This is a genomic window from Deinococcus apachensis DSM 19763, from assembly GCF_000381345.1.
GTDB lineage: Bacteria > Deinococcota > Deinococci > Deinococcales > Deinococcaceae > Deinococcus > Deinococcus apachensis.
The window spans coordinates 271646-296713 of record NZ_KB906399.1 but is presented as its reverse complement, the minus strand read 5'-3'; the positions used below and the strand labels follow the sequence as shown (position 1 = coordinate 296713).

At 68.7% G+C, this 25068-nt stretch carries 21 protein-coding genes and 1 pseudogene; 11 read left to right on the top strand and 11 right to left on the bottom strand.

From position 1 onward, the window contains the following. Positions 1-21 precede the first annotated feature (21 nt). A complete protein-coding gene (locus F784_RS0105975) occupies positions 22-1044 on the bottom strand; it encodes an ATP-binding protein (RefSeq protein ID WP_019585806.1) in 1023 nt (340 codons plus the stop codon). A gap of 25 nt (positions 1045-1069) precedes the next feature. Further along, a complete protein-coding gene (locus F784_RS0105970; RefSeq protein WP_019585805.1) occupies positions 1070-1873 on the bottom strand; it encodes a histidinol-phosphatase HisJ family protein in 804 nt (267 codons plus the stop codon). A gap of 204 nt (positions 1874-2077) precedes the next feature. Between F784_RS0105970 and F784_RS0105965 the strand changes: the two genes are divergently transcribed. From F784_RS0105965 to F784_RS0105955, 3 genes are all read left to right on the top strand, one after another. Continuing rightward, on the top strand, positions 2078-5224 hold the full coding sequence (locus F784_RS0105965) for a (Fe-S)-binding protein (protein ID WP_019585804.1): 3147 nt from the start codon (positions 2078-2080) through the stop codon (positions 5222-5224). Positions 5225-5504: 280 nt separating this feature from the next. Further along, positions 5505-6350, top strand: a complete 846-nt coding sequence (locus F784_RS0105960; protein WP_019585803.1) for a DegV family protein — start codon at positions 5505-5507, stop codon at positions 6348-6350. Positions 6351-6354: 4 nt separating this feature from the next. Then, complete coding sequence (locus F784_RS0105955; RefSeq protein ID WP_019585802.1) at positions 6355-7518, top strand: serine hydrolase; 1164 nt, start codon at positions 6355-6357, stop codon at positions 7516-7518. Positions 7519-7542: 24 nt separating this feature from the next. Here the strand turns inward: F784_RS0105955 and F784_RS0105950 are convergent, their stop codons facing one another. Next, positions 7543-8553: a DHH family phosphoesterase gene (locus tag F784_RS0105950; RefSeq protein ID WP_019585801.1), complete on the bottom strand. Its 1011-nt coding sequence runs from the start codon at positions 8551-8553 to the stop codon at positions 7543-7545. Positions 8554-8675: 122 nt separating this feature from the next. Here F784_RS0105950 and F784_RS0105945 point away from each other — a divergent pair, with 122 nt between their 5' ends. After that, the gene (locus F784_RS0105945; RefSeq protein ID WP_019585800.1) at positions 8676-9314 is read left to right on the top strand and encodes an HAD family hydrolase; all 639 of its coding nucleotides are present in this window, start codon (positions 8676-8678) and stop codon (positions 9312-9314) included. Between the two features lie 604 nt (positions 9315-9918). On the opposite strand, the gene F784_RS0105940 is transcribed toward F784_RS0105945, so the two are convergent. Beyond that, positions 9919-10956 (bottom strand): IS110 family RNA-guided transposase, encoded by a 1038-nt coding sequence (locus tag F784_RS0105940; protein WP_019585799.1) that lies wholly within the window; start codon positions 10954-10956, stop codon positions 9919-9921. A 226-nt stretch (positions 10957-11182) separates the two neighbouring features. On the opposite strand from F784_RS0105940, the pseudogene aceA reads away from it, so the two are divergent. Next, a pseudogene (aceA, locus tag F784_RS22385) lies at positions 11183-12401 on the top strand (isocitrate lyase). A 713-nt stretch (positions 12402-13114) separates the two neighbouring features. Here the strand turns inward: aceA and cdd are convergent. From cdd to F784_RS0105910, 5 genes are all read right to left on the bottom strand, one after another. Then, positions 13115-13585 carry a cytidine deaminase gene (gene cdd, locus F784_RS0105930; protein WP_019585798.1) on the bottom strand — a complete coding sequence of 157 codons (471 nt, stop codon included), beginning with the start codon at positions 13583-13585 and terminating at the stop codon, positions 13115-13117. Further along, a complete protein-coding gene (locus F784_RS0105925; protein ID WP_026332304.1) occupies positions 13572-14912 on the bottom strand; it encodes a hemolysin family protein in 1341 nt (446 codons plus the stop codon). Before F784_RS0105925 ends, cdd begins: the two co-directional genes overlap by 14 nt. Positions 14913-15191: 279 nt before the next feature. Next, positions 15192-15569 carry a diacylglycerol kinase gene (locus F784_RS0105920; protein ID WP_019585796.1) on the bottom strand — a complete coding sequence of 126 codons (378 nt, stop codon included), beginning with the start codon at positions 15567-15569 and terminating at the stop codon, positions 15192-15194. Further along, entirely contained in the window at positions 15566-16033 is a 468-nt protein-coding gene (gene ybeY / locus F784_RS0105915; RefSeq protein WP_019585795.1) for an rRNA maturation RNase YbeY, read from the bottom strand. Before ybeY ends, F784_RS0105920 begins: the two co-directional genes overlap by 4 nt. 63 nt (positions 16034-16096) lie before the next feature. Continuing rightward, complete coding sequence (locus F784_RS0105910; protein ID WP_019585794.1) at positions 16097-17164, bottom strand: PhoH family protein; 1068 nt, start codon at positions 17162-17164, stop codon at positions 16097-16099. A gap of 250 nt (positions 17165-17414) precedes the next feature. Here F784_RS0105910 and aroE point away from each other — a divergent pair, with 250 nt between their 5' ends. From aroE to F784_RS0105880, 6 genes are read left to right on the top strand one after another with little or no spacing between them, the layout of a single operon-like run. Continuing rightward, on the top strand, positions 17415-18305 hold the full coding sequence (gene aroE, locus F784_RS0105905) for a shikimate dehydrogenase (protein WP_245557764.1): 891 nt from the start codon (positions 17415-17417) through the stop codon (positions 18303-18305). Then, a complete protein-coding gene (locus F784_RS0105900) occupies positions 18302-21571 on the top strand; it encodes a PAS domain S-box protein (RefSeq protein ID WP_051086932.1) in 3270 nt (1089 codons plus the stop codon). Before aroE ends, F784_RS0105900 begins: the two co-directional genes overlap by 4 nt. Next, entirely contained in the window at positions 21568-22809 is a 1242-nt protein-coding gene (locus tag F784_RS0105895) for a hybrid sensor histidine kinase/response regulator (RefSeq protein WP_019585792.1), read from the top strand. The genes F784_RS0105900 and F784_RS0105895 overlap by 4 nt, the downstream gene beginning before the upstream one ends. 19 nt (positions 22810-22828) lie before the next feature. Beyond that, positions 22829-23254, top strand: a complete 426-nt coding sequence (locus F784_RS0105890; protein ID WP_019585791.1) for an OsmC family protein — start codon at positions 22829-22831, stop codon at positions 23252-23254. A gap of 11 nt (positions 23255-23265) precedes the next feature. Then, a complete protein-coding gene (locus F784_RS27765; protein ID WP_019585790.1) occupies positions 23266-23436 on the top strand; it encodes a WapI family immunity protein in 171 nt (56 codons plus the stop codon). Further along, complete coding sequence (locus F784_RS0105880) at positions 23391-23786, top strand: WapI family immunity protein (RefSeq protein ID WP_245557763.1); 396 nt, start codon at positions 23391-23393, stop codon at positions 23784-23786. The genes F784_RS27765 and F784_RS0105880 overlap by 46 nt, the downstream gene beginning before the upstream one ends. Before the next feature lie 26 nt (positions 23787-23812). Here the strand turns inward: F784_RS0105880 and F784_RS0105875 are convergent, their stop codons facing one another. Continuing rightward, positions 23813-24397, bottom strand: coding sequence for a Maf family nucleotide pyrophosphatase (locus F784_RS0105875; protein ID WP_051086939.1), 585 nt, complete (start codon positions 24395-24397; stop codon positions 23813-23815). Next, positions 24387-25049: a deoxyribose-phosphate aldolase gene (gene deoC, locus F784_RS0105870; protein ID WP_026332301.1), complete on the bottom strand. Its 663-nt coding sequence runs from the start codon at positions 25047-25049 to the stop codon at positions 24387-24389. The genes F784_RS0105875 and deoC overlap by 11 nt, the downstream gene beginning before the upstream one ends. Positions 25050-25068: the final 19 nt, after the last annotated feature.

Here is a 25068-nt window from a genome sequence, read left to right as displayed (position 1 = left end):
CCCTACTGCCCACTCCCCGTCTCATCCCCCCGCCAGTTCCAGCGTGCCCTGCACCAGCGCCGCTAGCCGCTCGTCGCGCCCCAGAAGCCCGGCCAACTCGCCGAGTTGCCCGATGGCCTGGAACTTGCTCACCAGGGTGGCGATGTAGAGTTGCAGCCACTCCGGCCCCGCACTCTCCGAGAGCCACTGAAAGGCGTGGTAGGCCTCGTCCGCAGTAGCGGCGCGGGCCGCAAGCCCCACCACGGCGGCGTAGCGGACGCTGGGCTCGTCCGGCAGCCTCAGCCCCGAGCCCTGGCCGCGCAGCACCAGGCCGAGGTCGGGAAGCTGCTCGTACAGCCGGACGAAGGCGCTGAATTCGGCCCCGGCGGCCTCTCCCACGGCGGGCGCCACGTCGAGTCGGGCGCGGTGAAGCTGGCTCGCCATCTCCCAGGCGCGGGGACTCGGCCAGGCGGGCTGGGCAGGGTCGAGGCGGTGCAGCAACTCCGGGCGGAAGGTCAGGAAAGCGATGACATGCTCGTGCAGCCCGCGGCCCAGCGCATACGACCGCCACGAGTCGAAGTCGGGCCGAACCGTCAGGTGCAGGAAGCGGTTGGCGAGGGGCGCGGGCATGTCGAACACGCTGGCGCGGTCCTCCTTGCGGTTCCCGGCCGCCCACACGAACCAGCCCTCCGGCAACTCGTAGCTCCCCACCCGGCGGTCAAGGATGAGTTGCTGGGCCATCCCCTGCATGGTGGGCGGCGCCATGTTCACCTCGTCCAGAAAGAGGACGCCCCGGCCCGAACGCGGCAGGAATTCGGGCGGATACCACTTGCTGACGCCGCCGCCCTGCCCGTCCGACTCGGGCACCGGCAGGCCGCGCAAGTCGGTGGGCGCGAGCTGTGAGAGCCGCACGTCCACGAAGTCGAGGCCGTGGCGCCCGGCCACCTGTGCGACCACGCTGCTCTTGCCCACGCCGGGCGGCCCCCAGATCATCGTCGAGAGCTTGAGTTCCCCGGTGGCGAGGGCCGAGAGGTACGCTTGCAGTTCGGTGGGGGTGAGGCTCACGCAGAGAGGGTAGCGCGTGGGGGCTTCAGCGCAGCGGCAACTCGAACCTTTGCCGCCCCTCAAAGCGCGCAATGGAGGTGTAGCCGACCCGTTCCAGCAACTCGACCGCCTCGGGGAAGCCCGCGGCAACATGCTGCGGACTATGCGCGTCCGAGCCGAGGGTGACCGGCACCCCATAGTGGCAGCACACCGCCAGCAGTTCCTCGCGCGGGTAGGGCTCGCCCAGCCCCTTGCGCCAGCCGCTCGTGTTCAGCTCAATGGCGACACCAGTCGAAGCGATTACCCGCACCGTCTCCTCCAGCCGAGGCGTGATGCTCAGGTCGGGAATGTGGCCGCGCGTTTTCAGGCAGTCGAGGTGCCCGAGGATGTCGTAGGCCCTGGATCGGGCGGCGGCCTGCGTGGTGATCAGGTACTCCTCGTAAATGTCTTCCGGTGTGCGGCCCGGCGGCAACTCGGGCGAGAAAATGCTCCACTTCCCCAGCCAGTGAACGCTGCCGATCACGTAATCCAAAGGGTACTGGCGCCACAACCCGCGGTAATGGTCCTCCCAGCCCAGCACGTAGTCGCTCTCGACCCCGAGGCGGACGGCGATACTTCCAGCAAAGCGGTCCCGGACGTCCTGCATCTCGCGCAGGTAGGCGGGAAATTCCTGCTGCGACATGGCCGTGCCGGGCAACGGGTGCGGATTGTCCCCGAGGTGGTAGATGGGGCTGTGGTCACTCAGGCCAATCTCGGCGAGGCCCGCGTGGATGGCCGCCTCCACGTAGTCTTCCAGGTTGCCGCCCGCGTGGCCGCAGCGGTAATGGTGGGTGTGATAATCGACGAGCATGGGAACCTCCTGAGGCTTGCTCAGGGTAACGGGTGTCTCGGGAGCGGTGCGGTCTGGTTCCCCCTGTCTTTTCCGCCCTACCGCACGTTCGGTATTCTCCGCACCCGCGTATGCTGGTCGGGTTCCCTTCCTGCCGGGCCGCCGCCCGGTATACTTTGACTGAGTTCAAAGTTTTTGTCCTACCCCCCGCCCGAGGAGACTGTCTTGCTGCCGCTCGAACACAAAATCCTGTTCTTCGTCTTTGCCCTGATCGCCGGGGCCTTCGGCCTGTGGGGCTTCTACCGTCTTTACCAGAGGATTCGGCGCGGCGCGTCCGCCACCGAGCCCCGCTGGAACAACCTGCCCGAGCGTATCGGCTACGCCCTCCGCGTCAGCCTGACCCAGGAGCGCACCTTCCGCCGCCGCCCCTGGGTGAGCTTCCTGCACGCCTTCATCTTTTACGGCTTCACGTATTACCTGCTCGTCAACATCGTGGATGGGCTGGAGGGGTACTTCCACTTCAACATCACGTCGGAAAACCCCCTTGGTGCGGTCTACAACGTCCTCGCCGACGTGCTGAGCTTCCTGGTCCTCGTCGGCGTGATCTCGCTGGTGATTCGCCGCCTCTTCCTGCCCTCAAAGCGGGACTTCAAGTTTACTGAAAAGACGCTGCTGCACCCGCTCCTCAAGCAGAACTTCATCCTGCGCGACAGCCTGATCGTCTCCGCCTTCATTACCTTCCACGTTGGCAGCCGGGTCCTCGGGCAGGGGGCGAAGATGGCACTGGAGGGGGGCGACTCGTTCCAGCCGTTCTCCACGTTCGTCGGCAATACACTGTTCGGCGGGCTGAGCGAGCGGGGGCTGGAGGGCTGGCGCATCTTCGGCTATTGGGGCGCCCTCGGCTCCGTCCTCGCCTTCCTGGCCTACTTCCCCTTCTCCAAGCACATCCACATCTTCATGGCACCGCTGAAGTACACCGTGCGGCGGCCAGTTCCCACCGGCGTCATCCCACCCATGAAGGGGCTGGAGGAGGCGATGGAGGCCGAGGAGCCCAAACTCGGCGTGCAGAAGCTCGAAGACCTGGAGTGGCCCCGGTTGCTGGACGCCTACGCCTGCATCCAGTGCAACCGCTGCCAGGACGTGTGCCCAGCGAACGCGACCGGCAAGGCGCTCTCGCCCGCTGCTCTGGAGATCAACAAGCGCATGGAGCTGAACGTGATCGCGGCGCACCCCAGCCCCTTCACGCTGAAGCCCGCCGCCTTCGAGTCCGGCGCCTCGACCGCCCACCCCCTCCTCGAATTCGCCATCAACGAGGAGTCGGTGTGGGCCTGCACGACCTGCGGCGCGTGTATGCAGGTCTGCCCGGTGCAGGACGAGCAGATGCTCGACATCATCGACATCCGCCGCCATCAGGTCATGGTCGCGGGCGAGTTCCCGCCGCAGCTTCAGACGGCCTTCCGCGGCATGGAGCGTGCGAGCAACCCCTGGGGCATCAGCCGTGACAAGCGCATGGAATGGGCCGAGGGCCTGAGGGTACCGACCATCGACGAGAACCCCGAGCCCGACGTCCTCTACTGGGTCGGCTGTGCGGCCAGCTACGACCCCGGCGCGCAGAAGGTGGCCCGCTCCTTCGTGCAACTCCTCGACAAGGCGGGCGTCAGCTACGCTGTTCTGGGCAAGAAGGAGGCCTGCACGGGCGACTCCGCCCGCCGTTCGGGCAACGAGTTCCTGTTCCAGCAGCTCGCCCAGGAGAATGTCGAGACGCTGAACACGGTGCGGCCCCGGCTGATCGTCTCCACCTGCCCGCACTGCATGAACGCCATTGGCAACGAGTACAAGCAACTCGGTGGCGACTACCGGGTTATCCACCACACCGAGTACCTGGAGAACCTCGTCACGGCGGGTAAACTCCCCCTCGCCCAGCTCCACGAGTCCGTCACCTATCACGACCCCTGCTACCTGGGCCGCCACAATGGCGTGTATGACGCGCCGCGCACCCTCATCACGAGGATGGCGGGCGAGGTGCTGGAACTCGAACGCGCCCGCGACAACTCCTTCTGCTGCGGCGCGGGCGGCGCCCAGTTCTGGAAGGAGGAAGAAGAGGGCCGCGAGCGGCTGAGCGATAACCGCTTCCGGGAGATTCAGGCCCGGCTGGACGGCGCGGCCCAGACGGTCGCCGAGTACGAGCAGACCGGCAAGGTCGTGGCCGTGGGCTGCCCCTTCTGCAAGTCGATGCTGAACTCGACGCCGGAAAAGGCCAAGCGTGACGACATCGTGGTGCGGGACGTGGCCGAACTCATGCTGGAGAGCATGCAGCGCGCGACCGGCGAGTGGGTGGCGCCAGCTGAAGCTCCTGAAAGCACCCTGGAGGAGTCGCCCATTCCCACCGTGCCCATCACGGCCCAGCCCGTGGCCCACAGCGGCGAGACCCCCGGCGCGGGTGCGGACCCGGACATTCTCGGCCAGACGAGCGCCGAGGTGCTGAACGCCCAGCCCGGCAGTCCCCTGGGCAACGCGCACACGCAGCCGGAGGTGCAGGACACGGTGCCCAGCCCGGTCACCTTCAGCTCGGCGGATTCCTCGCCCCGCAAGACATGGAAGCCGAAGAGTGGGGGAGATGACGTGGCGCAGGCCGCTCCTGCCGCTCAGCCCGCCGGGACGCCAACCCGCAAGGCGTGGAAGCCGAAGAGTGCCGGGGATGACGTGAGCGCGGCGTCTGTGGAGGCGGTCGGCACTCAGCCGTCAGCCACCAGCGAGACGCCCGCTCGTAAGGCCTGGAAGCCGAAGGCGGCCAGCGACGACGTGAGCCCGGTCTCCGTCACGCTTGCGCCCCAGACCGAAGACCAGAGTGGTGCCGAGCCCGCCGCTGCCCCGACCCGCAAGGCCTGGAAGCCCAAGACGGCGGCCCAGCCGGAAGCGCAGATCGGCGAGGCGCCGTCCGAGCCTGCACCCGTCGTTGCTTCCTCTGCCGCCGAAGCCACTCCTGCCCCGGCTGAGCGCAAGAAGTGGAGTCCGAAGGGGGCGGCCTCCGCCCAACCTGCCCCGGAGGCACCGACTCCTCAGCCCGAGGCCGCTGCTCCAGTCGCCGAGTCTATCTCCACCCCCCAGCCCGGCGAGCGCAAGAAGTGGGCTCCGAAGGCCGCCGCGAGCGCCGCACCTGCCGAGGCTGTGCCTGCCGCTCCCGTCACCGAGCCTGTCTCCACCCCCACTTCCGGCGAGCGTCCCAAGTGGCAGCCGAAGGCGAAAGCTGAGACAGGTGTTTCCGCCCAGCCCGCCGCTGAGGTGACTCCTGCTCCCGAACCCACCGATCCCGAACCGGTGATGCAGGAGGCGGGCACACGCAAGAAGTGGGTGCCGAAGAAGAAGGACTGAACGCCGCGACCTTCCCAGAACGCCGCCCACTTGGACGGCGTTTTTCCCGTGTGCCCGAGCGATCACGGCCACCGCCAGGTCGGCACAAGCGAGACTCCTCTGCGAGTCCGGCCCTGCGGGCCACCTCCCCGGGGAGGGAGGCAACAGACGCAGGTCCCCGGCGGGTAAAGGGCGGACTTGGCTTCCCTCTCAGGAGAGCTGTCAGCGAAGTCGACTGAGGAGTTGACCACGGCATGCCCTTCTCCCCGGCTTTCCGGCCCGCCGCGTTAAGATGGCCTCCATGACCATCGCCATCGTCACGGACTCCACGAGCGACCTTGATCCCGGGTTGCGTGAGCAGCACGGCATCCGCAGCGTGCCGCTGTATGTGCTGTTCGACGGTAAGATGCACAAAGACGGCATCGACATCACGCCCGCCGACCTCTTCAAGGGGCTCAAGGAGGGCAAGAAGACGCCCAGCACCTCCCAGCCCAGCCCGGCCGAATTCGCCGCGGTGTACCGCGAGGCGCTTCAGGGGGCCGATCAGGTGCTCAGCGTGCATATCAGCGGGCAGCTCTCGGGCACCGTGGGCAGTGCCCGGCTGGCAGCCCAGGAGTTCGGGGACCGGGTGACCGTGGTGGACAGCCGCTCGGTCAGCATGGGCCTGGGGATGCAGGTGCTGCGGGCCGCCCAGCGGGCGCGGGAAGGCCGCACGGTGGCCGAGATCGTGGCCGAGCTGGAGCGCGTGGCCGCCAAGGCCGACATCCGCTTTACCGTGGACACCCTGGAGTTCCTGCGGATCAACGGGCGCATCGGCGGTGCCCAGGCGCTTCTCGGCAGCCTGCTGAACATCAAGCCGATCCTGACGGTGAAGAACGGCCGGGTCGAGTCGGGCGGGCGGGTGCGCGGCCACAAAAAGGCCATCGCGGACATCGTGGACCATGTGCGGCGCTACGTGGAGGGAAACGGCGGGGCGCGGGTGGCCTTTCTCTCCACCGTGGGGGGTGAGGACTACCTGCGCGAGGTGCGCGCGGGCCTGGGCGCCCTGAAGTTCGAGGATATGGGTGACCACCAGATCGGCGCGGTCGTGGCGACGCATGCGGGGCCGGGCACGGTCGGCGCGACCCTGGAGCCCCTGACAGCGTAAAGGCATGGCATCGCCTCCTCCCGCCCTGCGGAACAAGGGCCGGTATGTCCTGGCGGCGCTCGCCCTCGTCGGGGGGCTGTGGGCGTGGCGCCGTCCCGAGAGCAGTCTGCCCCCGGCCCAGGCGGTGTCCCCCGCCACGCCCGACCCCAACGCCCCCGGCTGCCTGGGAGACGCGCCCGCCGTAGCGAAAGCCCCGCCCCCACTCCTGCCCCTGAGCGGTCGCCTGGGCCTGTGGGTGGCGGAGGTGGACCCGGCCACCCTGGAGCCCGTCCGCGCGGTGGCCGAGAACCCCGACGGTGTGTTTCCCCTCGCCAGCACGTACAAGCAGGCGGTGCTGTGGGCGGTGCTGCGGGAGATTGACGCCGGGAGGCTCCGGCCGAACGAGCGGTTCGACGTCTCCCACGAGAACCAGAGCCTGGGCGCCTACCCCTTCGACGGCACGGCCGTCCGGGACCTCACCGTCCGCATGATTCACAAGAGCGACAACACCGCCACCGATATCCTGCACCGCCGGGTGGGACTGGGCACGGTGCAGCGGCTCGCTGACGACCTGGGCCTGTGCCGCACCCGCCTGATCCTGACGACCAAGGACTGGTGGGCGGCGCAGGCGGGGCTGTCGGAAGCGTTTAACGACGCACCGGACTGGGGCGCGCGGGTCGGCCCCGAACGCGAGCGCCTGGCCGCCGCCATCGACGCCGACGCGCGGCAGTACCGGGCAGACTACCTCCAGCGCCAGCTCGACCGGTATTTTGATGGGGAGCCCAAACCCGAGGACGACCTGCGCGTTCACAACCTTAGCTCGCCCTACGAGTTCGCCACGTTCCTCGCCCACGAGTACCTGCGCCCCGGCCTGAGCCCCCGCGCGCTGGAATGGCAGCGGGAGGTGGCGGCGATGGGCTTCGGTCGCCCGGCGCTGAAGGAGGAGACGCGGCACAACGTCGCCCTGTTCGAGGGCAAGGGGGGCAACGGCTGGCGCATCCTGACGTACACGGGTTACGTCGAGACGAAGGACGGGCGCCACGTCGTCTACGCCTTCATGCAGCACGGTTCGGACGAGACGTACACCATGCCGAACACCCGCCGCGCCTTCGCCTGGATCAACGCCGGGATTGACGCGGTGCTGGACGGGGAGCGGGCCTCTCTCGCCGCAAAACCCGCCCCACGCTGACGGGGGCGGGTTGCGGAGCCGGGATCAGACCGTCGCCGCCTCCGCCCGCGCGAGTTCCGCCGCGACGGCCTCCTCCAGCCGGGCGCGCACCTCAGGGTAGGAGAGGCTCAGCGACGCGCCCGCCGCCGGGACGTGGCCGCCGCCCCCCAGCGCCACGGCGATGTTCTGGGCACTGACGTTGCCGCGCGAGCGCAGCGACAGCTTCACCCGGTCCCCGAAGTCCTTCACCATCACGGCGAGGACGGCCCCCTCGGCGCCGCGCAGCAGGCTCACGTAGGACTCTACGTCCTCCCAGGTGGCGCCCGACCGCTCCAGCATGGCGTCGTCCACGCGGGCCAGGACCACCCGGCCGCCGTACAGGAATTCCATCGTGCCCAGCACCTCGCGCAGCAGCAGGTAGTAGGCGCGCGGGTGCTGGCCGAGCTGGTCACTCAGCCAGCCCAGCCGCGCCCCGTGCGCCCGCAGCCGGGCGGCGACCTCGAAGGTCTCGGGCGTCACGCTGTCGAATTTGAACGATCCGGTGTCGGTCGTCAGGCCCAGCATCAGCGGAGTGGCGATGGCCTCCGACCAGGGGACGCCCAGCGCGTCCACCACGTCGGCGACCATCATCGCGGTGGCGGGGCGGCCGGGGTCCACGACGAACGCGGCGGCCCGCCGGGCATTCGTGCCGTGGTGGTCCACGTTCACGACCTCGCCGGTAAAGGTGTTCAGGTCGGCGCCCGCCACCCGGGCCGGATCGTTGTTGTCCACGTCCAACACGGCGGCCAGGGCACCCTGGGGCCACTCGGTGAGGGGCGTGCTGATCTCGCCCGGCAGGGACAGGAACCGCAGGTAGCGGGGCACATCCATCGGCGCGATGACCGTCTTGCCCAGCGCCCGCAACGCTCGGGTCAGGCCCAGCACGCTGCCCAGCGCGTCCCCATCCGGATTCTCGTGCGAGAGCACCACGATGGGGCCGGGGTGCGCCCTCAGTTTCTCCGTGACCGCCCTGACATCCTGCCTGTAGGTCGGGGCGGCCTCGTTCATGCTGATCATGGGGCCGAGTATAGAGGCGCCCCTTCTAAGTCAGTTCCCGCCCGGGTGAGGCGTGGTGGGGGAGTCCCTCGGTCTGAACAGCCGCCCCCGTCCACTCGCCCCGCTGCGGCAGAATGCGCCGCATGACCTCCCCGACCCTCCCAGCCGCCCGTCACGTCGCCTTCGACTGGGGGGGCGTCTTTACCGTCGGCACCTTCGACGGCCGCTCCACCCTGAATATGGCCCAGCAAAGCGGGGTGCCCGTGGAGCGCGTGCGCGAGAGCTACTTCCGCCACGTGCGGCAACTGGAGGTCGGCGAGTGGACTCTCCCGCAGTTCTGGACCGTGATGCAGGAGGAGACGGGTATCACCCTGCCCTACGCCGAGTTCGAGGCGCTGTACCTGGGCAGCGTCCACGACAACGAACCCATGTACGCCACCCTCGCCGCCCTGCCCGCCGGGGTGCGCGTCGGCCTGCTGAGCAACAACTACCCCGTCGTCAGCGACCACCTGCGCCGCGACCCGCGCTTCGCCCGCTTTGACGCCCTGGTCTTCAGCAACGAGATTCGGCAGAAGAAACCGCACCCCGCCGCCTTCACCGCGCTGGAGGAGGCGATGGGGGTGCCCGCCGCCGTAATCGCCTTCGTGGACGACGTGCAGGAGAACATCGACGCTGCCCGCCAGGCAGGCTTCCACGGCCTGCTCTACCACCACGACCGCCACGCCGAGTTCGAGCGCGAGTTGGAGGCGTGGCTGGCCGTGCCGGTCGGCATCCGGGGCTGAGGCTCCTGGTCTGCGCCTTCTTCCGCCTGGCAGGGAGCGTACTCTTTGTACTCTTCCCGGCCGCTCTGCGGTGTGGCGAGCCTGAGGACGGCTCCAGCGGCGAGCGGAGGGGGAGGTTCGCTGTCTTGTCCTGCCGGGGTGGCTCGAATGGGCTTCCCACTGGCCCCGGACGCCCGGCCCGTTCATCCCCACCCGGCCTCCCCACTCAAAGGGAATAAGCTTTTTTGTCGATCCACATGGCTTTTTCCTTCAATCAAGGACTTCCCTGCGTCACCCAGCCTGCGAGGAGAGAGGGAGAAAATGCCCTGCCCGTGGCGTTTTCCCAGTGGTGAGGCTTGGAGCGCAGCCCCTGCCTTCACCCTCAAATGGTGTACCTGCCGAAGTGGTGTACCCCGCCGTCCATGAGGTACACCAGTCCGTGAGCCAATAGGGTCACGCACAATGACCCCATCCAACCCAGAGGCCCGTGCCTCGCCCCAGCAAGCCGCCATCCGTCTCTTCGCCCTGACCGGGCGAGGCCACCTTCTCACACCCAGGAGGCCCGCATGACGCCCACCCCCCGCACACACGCCGAGATTCTAGATAGGGTTTCGCCCGTTGCCTGTCAACCGCACAGGATGGCGGGTTGAGCGGGCCCATCAGCGCGGGCGTTACACGGACCAAAGTCGTCTTGATAGGGCGTCCCGGACTTGACCACGGCCAACCCTATGCAGAGTAATTTGCGTCCCAGCGCGGTCAGTGCCACTTTCGGTGGCTTCCCGCGTGCCTTGAGTTGCTCGTAAAAGATCTTCAACCGGCTGTTGGATTTGGCGGCGCCCAGCGCACAGAGATAGGCGATCCGCCGGAGACGGGCATTGCCCGTCTTCGAGATGCTGCCTCGTCCCGTTTTCGACCCCGATTGCTGTGGCGATGGGGCCATTCCGGCCGCTGCTGAGATCTCGGCCCCAGTGGATAGACGACTGAAGCCAGCGGTCTCTGCCAGGATCGTGACGGCGGAGATGAAGGCAAAGCCCGGCACCGTCAGCAGCAGCTTCAGCTGCTGCTGGAGTTCCTGGTCGGTGTTCACCAGGGTGTGCAGCGCTTCGTCCAACGCCACCAACTGACGATCCAGCAGTTCGAGCCGCTGGGCCGCGAGCGTGACGACGACGGCTGAAGCATGGTGGGCATCCCGAAGGGCGATGAGATGGTTGTTCTCCCGGGTGCGTCTCCCGAGCACCGACTCCCGTTCACGGGTCAGGTGCTTAAGATCGTTCAAGGTCGTGCTGGGCGGTGCCCAGCACCCGGGCTGCATGACCAGCCCGTACCGCGCGATGATTTCCGCATCCATGGCATCGGTTTTTCCCCGGCGCAATACGGAACGGGCGAAATACTTGATCTGGTCGGGGTTGACCACGCTCACCGCGACGCCCTGGGCATGGAAATGGTGGGCGCAGCGTTCCCAATACACGGTGGGCGCTTCCATCACCACCTGAACGTCTCCAGACGTCCGCTTCTGCAGCCAGGTGGTGAGGTCGTGCAGCCCAGCAGCGGTGTTGGCGATGGGGCCGCGCTTGGCGATCACCCAAACATCCATGCCGCTCTGGGTCTCCTGCAGGCTCACGAACAGCTCCCGCTTGCCGACGTCAATGCCGAGGACAACCATCAAACACCTCCTGAAAAGGGGGAAGGCTGTCAGGCACGCGCTTTCTCGGGACTCTTCTTGTGGTGCAGGCTCAGGGCCTCGGATAGGGTGCAGTGTCGAGAGAAAGGCCCCAGGTCGGCCAGATCTAGGATGCGGCCTGGGATGGCCCGAAAAAAGCGCTGGCTCGGTGACCTGGGCTGGGCCTGACCGTCCGCAGTCTGACGGACTTGACCCAACACACAAAAAAATCTGGCGCACCGAGGAACGCTGGCAGGGTATTCAGCGCAACTACTCCGCTGACGACGTGGTGCGGCTGCGCGGCAGCCTGCCTATCGAACACACCCTCGCCCGGCACGGGGCGCAGAAGCTGTGGCGGCTGATGAGGGAGGAGCCCTTCGTGAACGCGCTGGGCGCCCTGACCGGCAACCAGGCGATGCAGCAGGTCAAGGCGGGCCTGAGGGCGATCTACCTCAGCGGCTGGCAGGTCGCCGCCGACGCGAACAATGCCGGGCAGATGTACCCCGACCAGAGCCTCTACCCCGCCTCCTCGGTGCCGGACGTGGTGCGGCGCATCAACAACACCCTGCGCCGCGCCGACCAGATTCAGCACGCCGAGGGCAAAGGCGACGTGGACTACTTCGTGCCCATCGTCGCCGACGCCGAGGCGGGGTTCGGCGGCCCCCTGAACGCCTTCGAGCTGATGAAGGCGATGATCGAGGCGGGCACTTGGGCGGCAAGGTCCTGGTGCCCACCTCCCAGTTCATCCGCACGCTGAACGCGGCCCGCCTCGCCGCCGACGTGTGCGGCGTCCCCACCATCCTGATCGCCCGCACCGACGCGGACGCCGCCAACCTGCTCACGAGCGACATCGACGACAATGACAAGCCCTTCACGACCGGCGAGCGCACCCCCGAGGGCTTCTACTATGTCCGCTCCGGCATCGAGCAGGCGATCAGCCGCGCGCTGGCCTACGCCCCCTACGCCGACGTGCTCTGGTGCGAGACGAGCGTTCCCAACCTCGAAGACGCCCGCAAGTTTGCCGAAGCCGTCCATGCGAAGTTCCCCGGCAAGCTCCTCGCCTACAACTGCTCGCCCAGCTTCAACTGGAAGAAGAACCTTGACGACGAGACCATCGCCCGCTTCCAGCAGGAACTCGGAAGGGCGGGTACAAGTTCCAGTTCATCACGCTGGCGGGCTTCCACTCGCTGAACCACTCCATGTTCGAGCTGGCCCACGGCTATGCCCGCCGCCAGATGAGCGCCTTCGTCGAACTTCAGGAGCGGGAATTCGCCGCGCAGGAGCGGGGCTTCACCGCCGTCAAGCACCACCGCGAGGTCGGCACCGGCTACTTTGACCTCGTGGCGACGGCGGCGGGGGGCGGGCAGAGCAGCACGACGGCGCTGGCGGGGAGTACCGAGGCGGAACAGTTCGGCAAGGACCGGGCGCTGGCGGGGGCGCCCGGCTGAGCAGACCAGTGGTATGACTGCCGGGGAGGGCCGAGAAGTTCTCCCCAAAGGTGGAAGACAGAACTTGCCCGGCCAGGGAAGATGCGGTCATGTTCACCCCGCTGCTGGCTTCTGCGCTGACCTGGGCCGTTACCTTCCCGGGCGGTCGGGTCGTGCAAGTGCCCCTTCCGGAACCCGCGCCACCCGATCTTTACACCCGGGCCGACCCTGTCACGCGTTTCAACCCCACGGGCACGGCGGCGGTGGTGCAAGCTTGCGCTTTTGGACCGGTAAACGCGGACTGGTGCGAACTGATTCGGGTGACTCCGCGACGGGGCTCACTGAATCTGGGCCGCCAGCCGGGTTTGCCCGGTTTGAGCTGGACACCTGGTGGGCAGTACCTGATTGCCTGGAATGATTCCGGGGTCCGCCTGTGGACTCTGAGGGGTGCAAAGCGGGACGTGACGCCGACCCTCCCAATTCAGACGGGTGAGCGCGTCTTTGGCCAGGTCATCACGAGGTTCTGGGTTCAGGGGCGGGCGATCTGCCTCCGGGTCGATTTCGCGGTCTGGGATGAGGATGCCCTTGCCCCCTCGCCCGACTGGGTCGTGCCCGGCAGTGCTCCAGCGCCACCCCTCAAGACCGTTCGGCGTCTCCTGGCCTACCGCTGGCCCAGGCTGTCGCCCACAGAAGAGGCGGCCTGTCGCCGCCCTTGAACGTCCGCCAATGGTGGCCTACTCCGTCCCCACCTTGTGCCCGTCATCCCTTTGCTCCAGCCGGAAGCCGTGCGGCAGGAAATCGCGCACCAGGCCGCTCACCACGTCGCCGTGCTGGTTCACGCACACCACACGGGCGTCCGGGCTGAACTCGAAGAGAATCTGGCGGCACGCACCACAGGGGCTGGCGGGCGGCGTGGCCTCGGAGTACACCACGAGGTCGGTGAACTCGCGCGCCCCGGCCGTCGCCATTGCCTGCACCGCACTCTGCTCGGCGCAGCGGCCCAGGCCGTAGCTGGCGTTCTCGACATTGGCGCCGAGGTAGACCCGGCCGTCGGGCGTTCTCAGGGCCGCGCCGACGCGGAATTTGCTGTAGGGAGCGTAGGCCTGTTTGAAAGCAACTTTTGCCCCCTCCAGCAGTTGGGGGTCGGGCGCGGGGACGGCGTCAGTCGTTTCCGTACCGCTCAGGTTAGGGTCAATCACGAACATGGTCCTCCACGGATTCCAGGGGGTCGGGGGTGGCGGCGCGCTCGACCCGGACGCGGGCCACGCGGCGCTGGTCGGCCTCCTCGACGACGAAGGCCCAGCCCTCATGCACGAAGCTCTGCCCCACCTCCGGGATGTCGCCGAAGTGGCTCGTCATGAAGCCCGAGAGGGTGTCGTACTCGCCCTCGCCGTCCTCCAGATTGGTGCCCAGCCGCTCCTCGACCTCGCCGACGGTGAGGCTCGCGTCCATCAGATACACGCCCTCGCCAATCACCTCGATCAGCGGCTGCTCGTCCTCGTCCGTCTCGTCGTAGATTTCGCCCACGATCTCCTCCAAGGCGTCCTCCAGCGTGACCAGGCCCGAGGTGCCGCCGAACTCGTCCACCACGATGCTCAGGTGCGACTTCTTCTCGCGCATCTTGGCGAGCAGGTCCTTGATCTTCATGCCCTCGGGCACAAAGAAGACCGGGCGCATCACGTCCGCGATGGTGGTCTCGTCGAGGTCGTCGAGGTGCCGGAGCATGTCGGAGGTGTGCGCGATCCCCACGATGTTGTCCGCGGTGTCCTGAAACACGGGGACCCGCGAGTAACCGTGCTCGCTGTTCAGCTCCAGCAGCCTTCGCAGCGGGCTCGCCCCGTCCACGACGACCATGTCCACCCGCGGGGTCATAATCTCGCGCACCGTCGTATCCGAGAGGTCGAACACGTTGTACACGAGTTCCTTCTCGTCGTCCTCCAACACGCCCTCCTGGCTCGACGCGCTGACGATCATGCGAATCTCCTCTTCGGAGTAGGCGGTGTGGTGCCCGGCCACAGCTTTGAGGCCCATCAGCCGCAGCACCAGGGCGCCCAGCCCGTTCAGACCCAGGATGATCGGCCGGAAGATAGTGGTGAACCAGACGAGCGGGCGCACGAGGGTGATCGCCAGTTGTTCGCTCTTTTGCAGCGCGGCCGACTTGGGCACGAGTTCGCCCAGGACGATGTGCAGCATGGTGGAAAGTGCAAACGCCACCAGGAACGAGGTGGGCCGCTGCCACCCCTCGGGCAACCCCGCCGACCGGAACACCGGCTCCATGAGGTGTTCGATGGCGGGCTCGGCGATAAAGCCGATGAGGAGGCTCATCATCGACACGCCGAGCTGCACGGCGGCGATGTAGAGGTCGAGGCGGCTCAGAACGCGCTGCACCGTTCTGGCAGCCCGGCTGCCCTCCTCCACGAGTTGATCAATGCGGGTCCGGCGCACGCTCACGAGCGCGTACTCGACCGCGACGAAATATCCGTTGGCGACCACCAGAAACAGCAGCGATGCCACGCCTAGCCAATCATTCATCTGTGTGCGCGCTCCAACGCGCCCCGGCGTCCCGCAAGGCACCTGCTGCCCACCACGTCCTCAGGGGCCGGGTGTCGGTCGCCGGTTTCTATTGTCTGCCACAGCAAAAACGCCGCCCGCAGGCGGTGTTCACCGGGCGTGTTTGCAGAGCCGGAACTGGGAGGCTCCATAACAACCGTCATCATACCATGCGTCGCTCCCCAAAGCGTGCCAAGAGAACAGGAAGAGCCGTAGGATGACGTGGTGGGTTGTTAATGAAATGGCCCACCGCCCCGCCATTCAGCCGAGCAGCCGCAGCAGCGGCGGCCCCAGCACCACCAGCCCAACGAGCAGCGCGCCCAGACTCGCCACCAGCACCGCGCCCGCCGCCGCGTCCTTCGCCAGTTTCGCCAGCGGGTGCCAGCCGGGGCTGGCGAGGTCCACGACCGCCTCCAGCGCCGTGTTCAGCAACTCCACGCTCAGGACCAGGGCGCAGGAGATCAGGATGGGCGAGAGCGGGGCGCGCAGGGCGAGGGCGAGCGTGACCGCGAGGACTGCCGCCCATATCTCAATGCGAAAGTTCGCCTGCACCCGGTAAGTGTGGATGATTCCGGCCCAGGCGAAGCCCGCCGAGCGGATCCAACGGCGCCACGAGAGGGCCGAGCCCTCTGACCTCACGCTTCCTGGGGCAGGGCGGAGCGGGCCGCGTCCCAGGCGTCGTGGAAGACCTGCCACTCCGGCCCCGTCGCCCCCTCCTCAAAGCCCAGGCCCTCCGCGTGCGGGTGGTCGTGGCCGACGAGGTGGGTCAGGCCGTGGCTGGCGAGGAGCGCGACCTCCAGCGTCAGAGAGTGGCCCCGCGCCTGGGCCTGCCGCCCCGCCGTATCCAGGCTGATGAAGATGTCCCCCAGGTGCGGCGGCATGAAGGGGTCGCCCGGCTCCCAGGTTGGAAAACTCAGCACATCGGTGGGCGCATCCTCGCCCCAGTGTTCGCGCTTCAGGCCTCGAATAGCCTGGTCCCCGACGAGCACGACCGTCACCTCGCGGTCCTCCACGCCGAAATGCCGCATCGCCGCCGCGAGGCTGGCGCGCAGGGCGGGACGGAGGCCGGGCGGCGGGGTTTTGCGGGCGATCAGGTCGATCACGGGAGACAGGATAGGGCAGGGAAGCCGGTGTGGCCCCTGCCCTCCGTCCCTGTGCCCCGCGGCCTACTTCGCGTCCGCGTCGTCCTCAGGGATATTGGCGAACTCGCCCCGGCGGGCGGCCCGCTTGTCCTGCTCAGCGTCCTCGGCGGCTTCGTACGCCTTGATGATCTTGCCGACCAGCGGGTGACGCACCACGTCCACGTCGGTGAACTCATGCCAGGCGATGCCCTCGATACGGCTCAGCACCCGCTTGGCGACGGCCAATCCGCTCGTCACGTGGCGTGGCAGGTCGATTTGGGTCACGTCACCCGTCACGACGACCTTGGAGGAAAAGCCCATACGGGTCAGGAACATCTTCATCTGCTCGCCGGTCGTGTTCTGTGCCTCGTCGAGGATGACGAAGGCGTCGTTGAGCGTGCGGCCCCGCATGAAGGCCAGCGGCGCGACCTCGATCACCCCGCTCGTCAGGTACGACTCGAACTTCTCCTGGTCGAGCATGTCGTACAGGGCGTCGTACAGGGGGCGCAGGTAGGGGTCGATCTTGGCCTGGAGGTCGCCGGGCAGGAAGCCCAGCCGCTCGCCCGCCTCGACCGCCGGACGGGTCAGGATGATGCGCTTGACCTTCTTGGCCTTGAGGGCCTGCACGGCCATCGCCACCGCGAGGTACGTCTTGCCCGTTCCGGCGGGCCCGACGCCGAAAGTGATATCAGAGGCCTCGATCTTTTCGAGGTAGACCTTTTGCCCCGGCGTCTTGGCCTTGAGGCCGCGCGGCAGGCTCAGGCCATTGACCTGCGTCTCCTGGGCCAGGCTGCGGCCCTCACCGCTCAGGCGGGCGGAGCGCAGCAGGCTCTCGGGCGTGAGTTCGCCGCCGGTCCGCACCACGTCGAGGGCGTCGCGGACCATGCGCTCGGCGGCCTGCACATCGGCCTGCTCGCCGGTAATGGTCACCGTCTCGCCCCGCGCGATGATCTTGGCGGGGGTCAGCTCCCGCATGCGCCGCAGGTTCGCGTCCCCCGTCCCCAGCAGGGCGAAGGCCTCGCGCTGGTTGGCGAGGTGCAGGGTCGCGGTTGTTCCCCCGTTCGTGGCCTCGGTGGCGGCGGGGGTGGGCTGGCCGGGATTACGTTCTGTCAACTTGGCTCCTGTCGGTGCGGTGTGTGGGCATCAAAGCGCACTCTCCCCCCAGCGTTCTGTCTGGCGGGAGTGGGAGGGGTGAGTTCATTCGGACGTTCTCATTCTCTGGCGTCCAGCCCGGCGAGGGCGTGGGGCGGTACACAATCTTTTCCCTCCCGCACTGACCCTCAGGAAAGGGTAAACGGAATGGTGCCGCACTCGTGGGGAAACGGGCCGCCCCGATTCCAAGCCGGACGGTACACTTGTGCCCGTGACCCACGGCGTGCCTCTCCCCAGCAGCACGGGCTCCGGCGTGCTGCGTGCCTTCCTGTACGCCGACCCCGCCGCGCATTCCCTCTCGCCCGCCATGCACGCCGCCGCCTTCGCCCACGCAGGCCTGACAGGTGAGTACACAGCAGTTCGGGTGCCCGCCGCCGAGCTGGGGGTGGCGCTGGGACGCCTGCGGGAGCCCGGTATCCTGGGCGCCAACCTCAGCCTGCCGCACAAGGAGGCCGCCCTCTCCCATCTGGATGACCTGACCCCGGCGGCAAGAGCCATAGGGGCGGTGAATACGGTGGTCAACCGGGACGGGCGGCTGGTGGGGGAGAACACGGACGCGCCGGGGCTGCTTCAAGCCTTGCTCGACCTGGGCGCGGGAAGTACGGGCGAACGGGAATTGGACGGCCCCGTCGTCATCCTGGGTGCGGGTGGGGCTGCCAGGGCTGCCGTCTACACGGCCCTGATCCTGATGAAGCGGGACGTGTACCTCTTCAACCGTACGCGGGCGCGGGCTGAGGAGCTGGCTGCCTTCTGGAACGCGCCAGAGGCGGAATTCCAGGTCAAGGCCGCCGATCTCCACGACATCCCCTGGCCCGAGGTCCGCCTCCTCGTCAACGCCTCCAGCGCGGGCCTCTCCAACCCGGACGAGACGCCGCTGCCCGGCTTCGACTTCACGAGCTTGCCGCCCGACGCCCTCGTCTACGACATGGTGTACAAGCCCCTTGAGACGCGGCTGATGCGGGGAGCCCGCGCGGCTGGAGTGCGCGCCGAGAACGGCCTGTCCATGCTCGCCCACCAGGCGCGGCTCGCCTTTCTCGCCTGGACGGGGGTGGACGTGCCCGCACGGGTGTTCCTGGGGGCGCTGGGGGCCACCCGCCCATGACCCGCCTGCCGCGCCGTCACCTCATCCCGCTGGCCGTGCTCGTGCTCGTGCTGGCGCTGAGTGTCGCCGCCGCCCTGCTGCTGGACGGCCTCGTGCGGGCGCAGCAAAGCGCGCGGTTTGACCGCGAGGTGAGCGCCTACACCTCCAGCCTGGAAGGCCGCCTGAGCGACTACGAGAACCTGCTGCGCGGGGCCCGCTCCTTCTGGCTGGTGCAGGCGGGGCCGGACCAGGCGACGTTCGCTGGCTACGTGGACGGGCTCGACCTGACCCGCCGTTTTCCCGGCGTGCTGGCCGTCGGCTTCATCCGCTGGGAGGAGGGGCCGGGGAATCGGGTGCGCGCCCCCATCACCCGCATCGCCCCTCTGGGGGACGTGAACCGGGCGGCGCTGGGCTTCGACATGATGACCGAGCCCAACCGCCGGGCGGCCATCCTGCTCGCCCGCGAACGCGAGGCCAGCCAGGTTAGCCGCCAGCTCAAGCTCGTGCAGCGCGGCCCGGACGGCGAGCGGCTGGACGGCCAACTCCTGTTTCTCCCGGTGCGCCAGGGCGGGGCGTTGCAGGGCCTGGTGTACCTTGCCCTGCGAACCGACGAGTTGCTGGCGGGCCTGGCGCCCCCGGACGCCATGCCGGGCGTGACCGTCCGCTCCCTGCTGGACGGCGTGCCCCTGACCAGGGCAGGCCCGGCCGGGCACGCCGCCTTTCAGGAGCGCACCCGCCTGGACGCGGCGGGGGCGACCTGGGGGCTGGAGTTCAGCGCCCCGGGGAGCTTCGGGCGGGACGTGGTGGCGGCGGTGCCCAGCGTGGTGCTGGTGGCCGGGCTGCTGGTGGCGGGGCTGGCCTTTTTGCTCACCCAGGCGCAGGTGCGCGCCCGCGAGCGCGCCGAGGAGGCCTCGCGGACCCTGCGCGAGTCGCGCGCCCGGCTGGAGCGGTCCCGGGCCGAGTTCGAGGCGATCTTCCAGGCGATCCAGGACTCGGCGGCCTTTACCGACGCCCAGGGCCGGGTGCGGCTGGTCAACCGGGCGCTCACCGAGCAGTTCGGCTACCCGGCGGGGGAACTCCTGGGCGAGCACCTGGCCCTGCTGCACCTCGACCGCCGGCTGGAGGGCCGCCCCGCCTTCCAAGCGATCACCACGCCCTACCGCCGGGCGGACGGCAGTGTGTTCTCCGGCGAGGCGCAGCGCAGCGAGGTGACCGGCCCCCACGGCGAGGTGCTGGGCGTGCTGGAAGTCGTGCGCGACGTGACGGAACGCATTCAGGCCGAGCGCGCCGTGCAGGCCGAGGAGCGGCGCTCGCGGGCGGTGCTGGACGCCATCCCGCACATCCTGTGGGTCAGCGACCCCGCCGGGAACATCACCTACCTGAACGCCCAGCACCGCGAGCGGCTGGGCCGCGACTACGTGCGCGAGCGCGTCCACCCGGAGGACCGCTCCACCTACGACCGGATGTGGGAGGAGGCCTACGCGGCGGGCACCCGCGCCCTGGGCGAGGTGCGCCTGCTCGTGGGCGAGGGCCGCGACCCCTACCGCTGGTTCGTGCTGCGGGTGGCCCCCATCCACGGGGAAAGCCGCCGGGAGGAGCCTGAACAGACCCGGGCGGAGGGCGGCGGCGTGACCGAGTGGGTCGCCTCCGCCACCGACATCCACGACCGCCTGATGGCTGAGCGGCTCGCCCAGCGCAACGAGGAACGCTCGCGCGGGGTGTTGGAGGGCATGCCCCAGATCGTGTGGCTCACCGACCCGGGCGGGCGGCCCACCTACTTCAACCGCCGCTGGTCGGAGTACGTGGGCCGGGACCGGGCGGGCTACGGCTTCCTCAGCCTGTTGCACCCGGAAGACCGCGCCGAGTACAGGGCGCGCTGGGCCGCCGCCGTGGGGAGCGGGCGCCCCTTTGAGGCCGAACACCGCCTGCTGGGCGAAGACGGCCGCTACCGCACCTTCGTGACGCGCGGCCTGCCCGTGCGGGACACGGCGGGACAGGTGCTGGAGTGGGTGGGCACGAGCACCGACGTGGACGACCAGGTCTACGCCGAGGCCGCCGCCCGATTGCTCGCCGACGTGTCCGAGCAGCTCTCCAGCCGCGCCGACGACCCGCTGGCATCCCGCGCCGAGCAGTACCGGGCGGCGCTCGACCTCGTGACCGGGCGCCTCGCCGACAGCGCCGGGCTGTGGGGCAGGCCCCCGGAGCTGCCGCTGCTCGTCACCTCCCGGGTCGACCCCAGGCGGCTCTCGCCCGCCGCCCGCGAGGCGACCCGCCGGGCCGTCGGGCAGGTCGTGGGGGGCGAGGACCCGCTCTTCGTGACCGTCTCCGCCTTCCCGCTGCTGGAGGAGGTGAGCGCCAGCGGGGCGGTGCTGTACCCCCTGCTGGGCCAGGACGGGGCCGTGCGCGGGGTGCTGGGCCTGACCTACCGCCAGACCCCGACCGACCGCGATCACGACCTCGCCCAGGAACTCGCCAAGCGGTTCGCCACCGCCCTCGACAACGACGCCCTGCGCTTCCAGGCTGCCGCAGCCCAGGCGGACCTCCAGCTTCTGAACCAGTCGCTGGAGGAACGTGTGCAGCAGCGCACCCTGGAACTCCAGGAGGCCAACCGCGAGCTGGAGGCCTTTTCCTACTCGGTGTCGCACGACCTGCGGACGCCGTTGCGCCACATCGTGGGCTTCGGCGACCTGCTCCGCAAGGAGGTGGGGAGCACCCTCAGCCCCAAGGGCGAGCGTTACCTGGGCGTGATCACCGACGCGGCCGCGCGCATGAGCCGCCTGATCGACGACCTGCTGGAGTTCTCGCGCATGGGCCGTCAGGAGCTGCGGCGCGGCCCGGTGAACCTGGGCGCGGTGGTGCAGGAGGCCTGGGCGGCGCTCGAACACGACCGTGCGGGCCGGGACGCCCGAATCGAGATCGGGCCGCTGCCTACCGTGGAGGGCGACCCGGCGCTGCTCACCCAGGTGTTCACCAACCTGCTCTCCAACGCCCTGAAATACACCCGCACTCGCGAGCAGGCCCGCGTCGACGTGATGGCGACCGAGGAGCCCGGGGAGGTCACCGTCACGGTCCGTGACAACGGCGTCGGTTTCGATCCCCGCTACACGGATAAACTGTTCGGTGTGTTTCAACGTCTGCACCGCGCCGAGGAGTTCGAGGGCACCGGCATTGGCCTGGCGAACGTCCGCCGCATCGTGACCCGCCACGGGGGCCGAGTCTGGGCCGAATCCGTCCCTGGGGAGGGTGCCGCCTTCCACGTGACCCTGCCGCTGGGGGGAACTCCGTGACCGGCGGCCACGCCCTTCCCGAACCCGGCCAGCCCCTGCGGGTCCTGCACCTGGAGGACAACGAACTCGACCACGAACTCGTCACCCTGCACCTCGACGGCGAGCTGCCCTGGCCGGTCGAGATCGAGCGGGTGGAGGACGAGGAGGGCTTCCTGGGCGCCCTGGAGACCCACTGCCCCCACCTGATCCTGAGCGACTACGCCCTGCCCGGCTACGACGGCCTGAGCGCCTTCCACGCCGCCCATGCCCGCGCGCCCCAGCTCCCCTTCATCATCGTGACGGGCGCGATGGGCGAGGAGGTGGCGGTCGACACCCTGAGGCAGGGCGTGACCGACTACATCCTCAAGCAGCGCCTGGAGCGCCTGGCGCCCAGCGTGAAACGCGCCATCTCCGAGGCCGACGCCCGCGACCGCCGCGAGCGCGCCGAGCAGGAGGTGCGCCAGCTCAACCTCTCCCTCCAGGCCCGGCTGGAGGAGGTCGAGCGGCTGCGCGGCATCGCGGAGGGGCAGCGTCAGCGCCTGGAAACGCAGGCCCGGCAGCTCGAGGAGGCCCTGAACCTCCAGAAGACCTTCCTGGCGGAGACCAGCCACGAACTCCGCACGCCGCTCACCGCCCTGCTGGGCTACCTGCGCCGCGCCGAGCGCGAGGTGGGGGGCAGTCAGACCCTCCAGGACGCGCAGCGCGTCGCCGAGAACATGACCCGGCTCGTCAACGACCTGCTGCAACTCTCGCGGGGCGAACTCGTGCAGGGGATCGAGACGCATTTCGTGAACCTGGGCAATATCGTCCGCCAGGTGGGGCGCGATTACGGGGTGCGGGCCGAGGCCCCCGACCTGGAGGTCGTCGGCGACCCCGGGCGGCTGACCCAGGTGTTCGTGAACCTTGTCAGCAACGCGATCCGCGTGTGCGGCACCTCCGCCCTGGTGAGGCTGGAGGCCCGCCAGGAGGACGGCCGGGTCTGCGCTGCCGTGATCGACCGCGGCCCCGGCATTCCCGACCACGTCAAGCCTCGCATCTTCGACAAGTTCTACCGGGGCAAGGAGGCGGGGTCCGCTGGGCTGGGCCTCACCATCGCCCAGCAGGTCGTCCACTCGCACGGCGGCACCATTGAGGTGCTGGACACGCCCGGTGGCGGCGCCACCTTCAAGGTGTGTCTCCCCACCCCCGACGAGGACGAGGACGACCTGGCACTGGAGACGGACTTCTACCCGGTCCCCACCGACAATCCGGCCTCCTGAGGCGCGGTAGGCTGGTCCCATGAAGAAGACCCTGAACGTCACTTGGCTGGGCGAGCAGCGCTATGTCGGCGTCAGCGAGAGCGGCCATCAGATCCTGATCGACAACAGCCCCGTCAAGATCGGGGTCTCCCCGATGGAGGCGCTCCTCGGCGCGCTGGCGACCTGCACCGCCTACGACGTGGTCGAGGTGATGAAGAAGAAGCGCATCGGGCTGACGAGCTACCGCATCGAGGTCGAGGGCGAGCGGGCTGAGACCCACCCGAAGCGCTACACGACCATCACCGTGCGCCACATCGCCAGCGGCGAGGGCCTGACCCCCGAGGCGCTGGACCGCGCCGCCCACCTCAGCCACGAGAAATACTGCTCGGTCGCCGCCAGCCTGAACAGCGAGATTCGGCTGGAGACGCGGGTGGAGCGGGTGGAGGAGGGCGTGGGCCAGTCCTGACGTAAGAGCAGATGGACGTCGTAGTTCTTCAGGAGGAGCGAGTCGTCCTGCGCTTCGAGCTGCTGGGTTACCAGTTCCCTAAGGTCGAAGATCAGGAGTGGGACTCGGACTGGCTGCTTGTCCGGCTCCATTTGCAATGCAATACGGGGACCCCGTCTGGGAATGGACCGATCCCGCCCTGACCACATTTGAAGTGCAGTGGTTGACCGAGTGGCTTGACGAGGTGGCGGATCATGCAGCCGTCTTTAGCTTGTGGCAGCGTAACCGCCTGACGACGCGAATCTTCTTCACGGAGCCGTGCCTGGGGTTCGAGATTCTGAACGGGCACTCCTCGGGGAGGCCAATGACCCTGCGCTGCTACCTGGCCGCAGAGTTCCTGCCGCCCTTCAAGGAGCTATGTCCTCACGCGGCCATAAGCGAGGAGCCGGACGAGGTCTGGTTGGACTTCGGTGTGGACGAGGCCCAGGTGCGAGCGATAGCCGGGCAATGGAGGGCGCAGTTGGACCACTACCCCGTGCGCGTGGGATTGTAGCCCATGTCTCCTCTCGAATAGCAGCCCTACTCCCCCCACACCGCCACGCCCGACCCCCGTAACAGCCGGATCACCAGCCCAAGGGGAAAGCCGACCACGTTGGAGTAGTCCCCGTCAATGCGCGTGACGAGCGCCATTCCCACACCCTGAATGCCGTAGCCGCCCGCCTTGTCCAGCCCTTCCCCGGTCTGGGCGTAGTGGGTGATTTCGGCGTCGGTAAGGTCGCGGAAGGTCACGTCGGTGCGCTCCACGCCACTCGACTCCCGCCCGCTGGAGACGATGGTGACGCCCGTATACACCTGATGGGTCCGCCCGGAGAGCTGCCGCACGAAGGCGCGATTCTCCGCCTCGTCCCCCGGTTTGCCCAGGAGGTGGCCGTCCGCCGCGACGACGGTGTCCGCCGCGAGGACGACCGCACCGCGATGCGCTCTCGCCACGGCCCGCGCCTTAAGCGCCGCGAGTTCGCCCGCCAGCCGCTCCGGGTCGCGCTCGGGGCTGTCCTCCGCCTCGCCGCTGACGACGACACGAAAGGGAACGCCCAGGTTCGCCAGCAATTCCCGCCGCCTTGGGCTGCCCGAGGCGAGGATGACTTCCCGCGGCTCAGTAGCCAGAACCACTCCCCTCGCCGCTCACCAGGGCCACGCCGCCCGAGGTGCCCAGCCGGGTCGCGCCCGCCTCGATCATCGCCCTCGCGTCAGCGGGGGTCCGCACGCCGCCCGCCGCCTTGATGTGCGCTCGGCCCGCGATCACCTCGGCCATCAGGCGCACGTCCTCGACGGTCGCGCCACCCGTGGCGAAGCCGGTGCTCGTCTTGACGAAATCTGCCCCACCTGTGATGGCGGCTTCGGTCACGGCGCGCTTCTGCTCGTCATTCAAGTAGCTGGTCTCGATGATGACCTTCAGCACGCTCTCGGGAATGGCCCGTCTTACCGTGCGTATATCGGCTTTTACTGCCTCCCAGTCACCCTCCAGCGCGGCGCCGATGTGGATGACCATGTCCACCTCGTCGGCGCCCGCCTCCACGCTCAGGCGGGCCTCGACGGCCTTCTGTTCGGGCAGGAGGGCGCCCAGAGGGAAGCCGCAGACGGTGGCGACCTTCACGCCCGAGCCTGCCAGTTCGGCCGCAGCGAGGGGCACGTAGACCGGATTCACGCACACCGCGTAAAACGAATGTTCCCGCGCCTCCGCGCAGAGCTGGCGGATGTCGGCGGCGGTGGCAGTGGCCTTGAGCAGGGTGTGGTCAATATACGAGGCGAGGTTCACGCCGCCCAGCATACCCGCG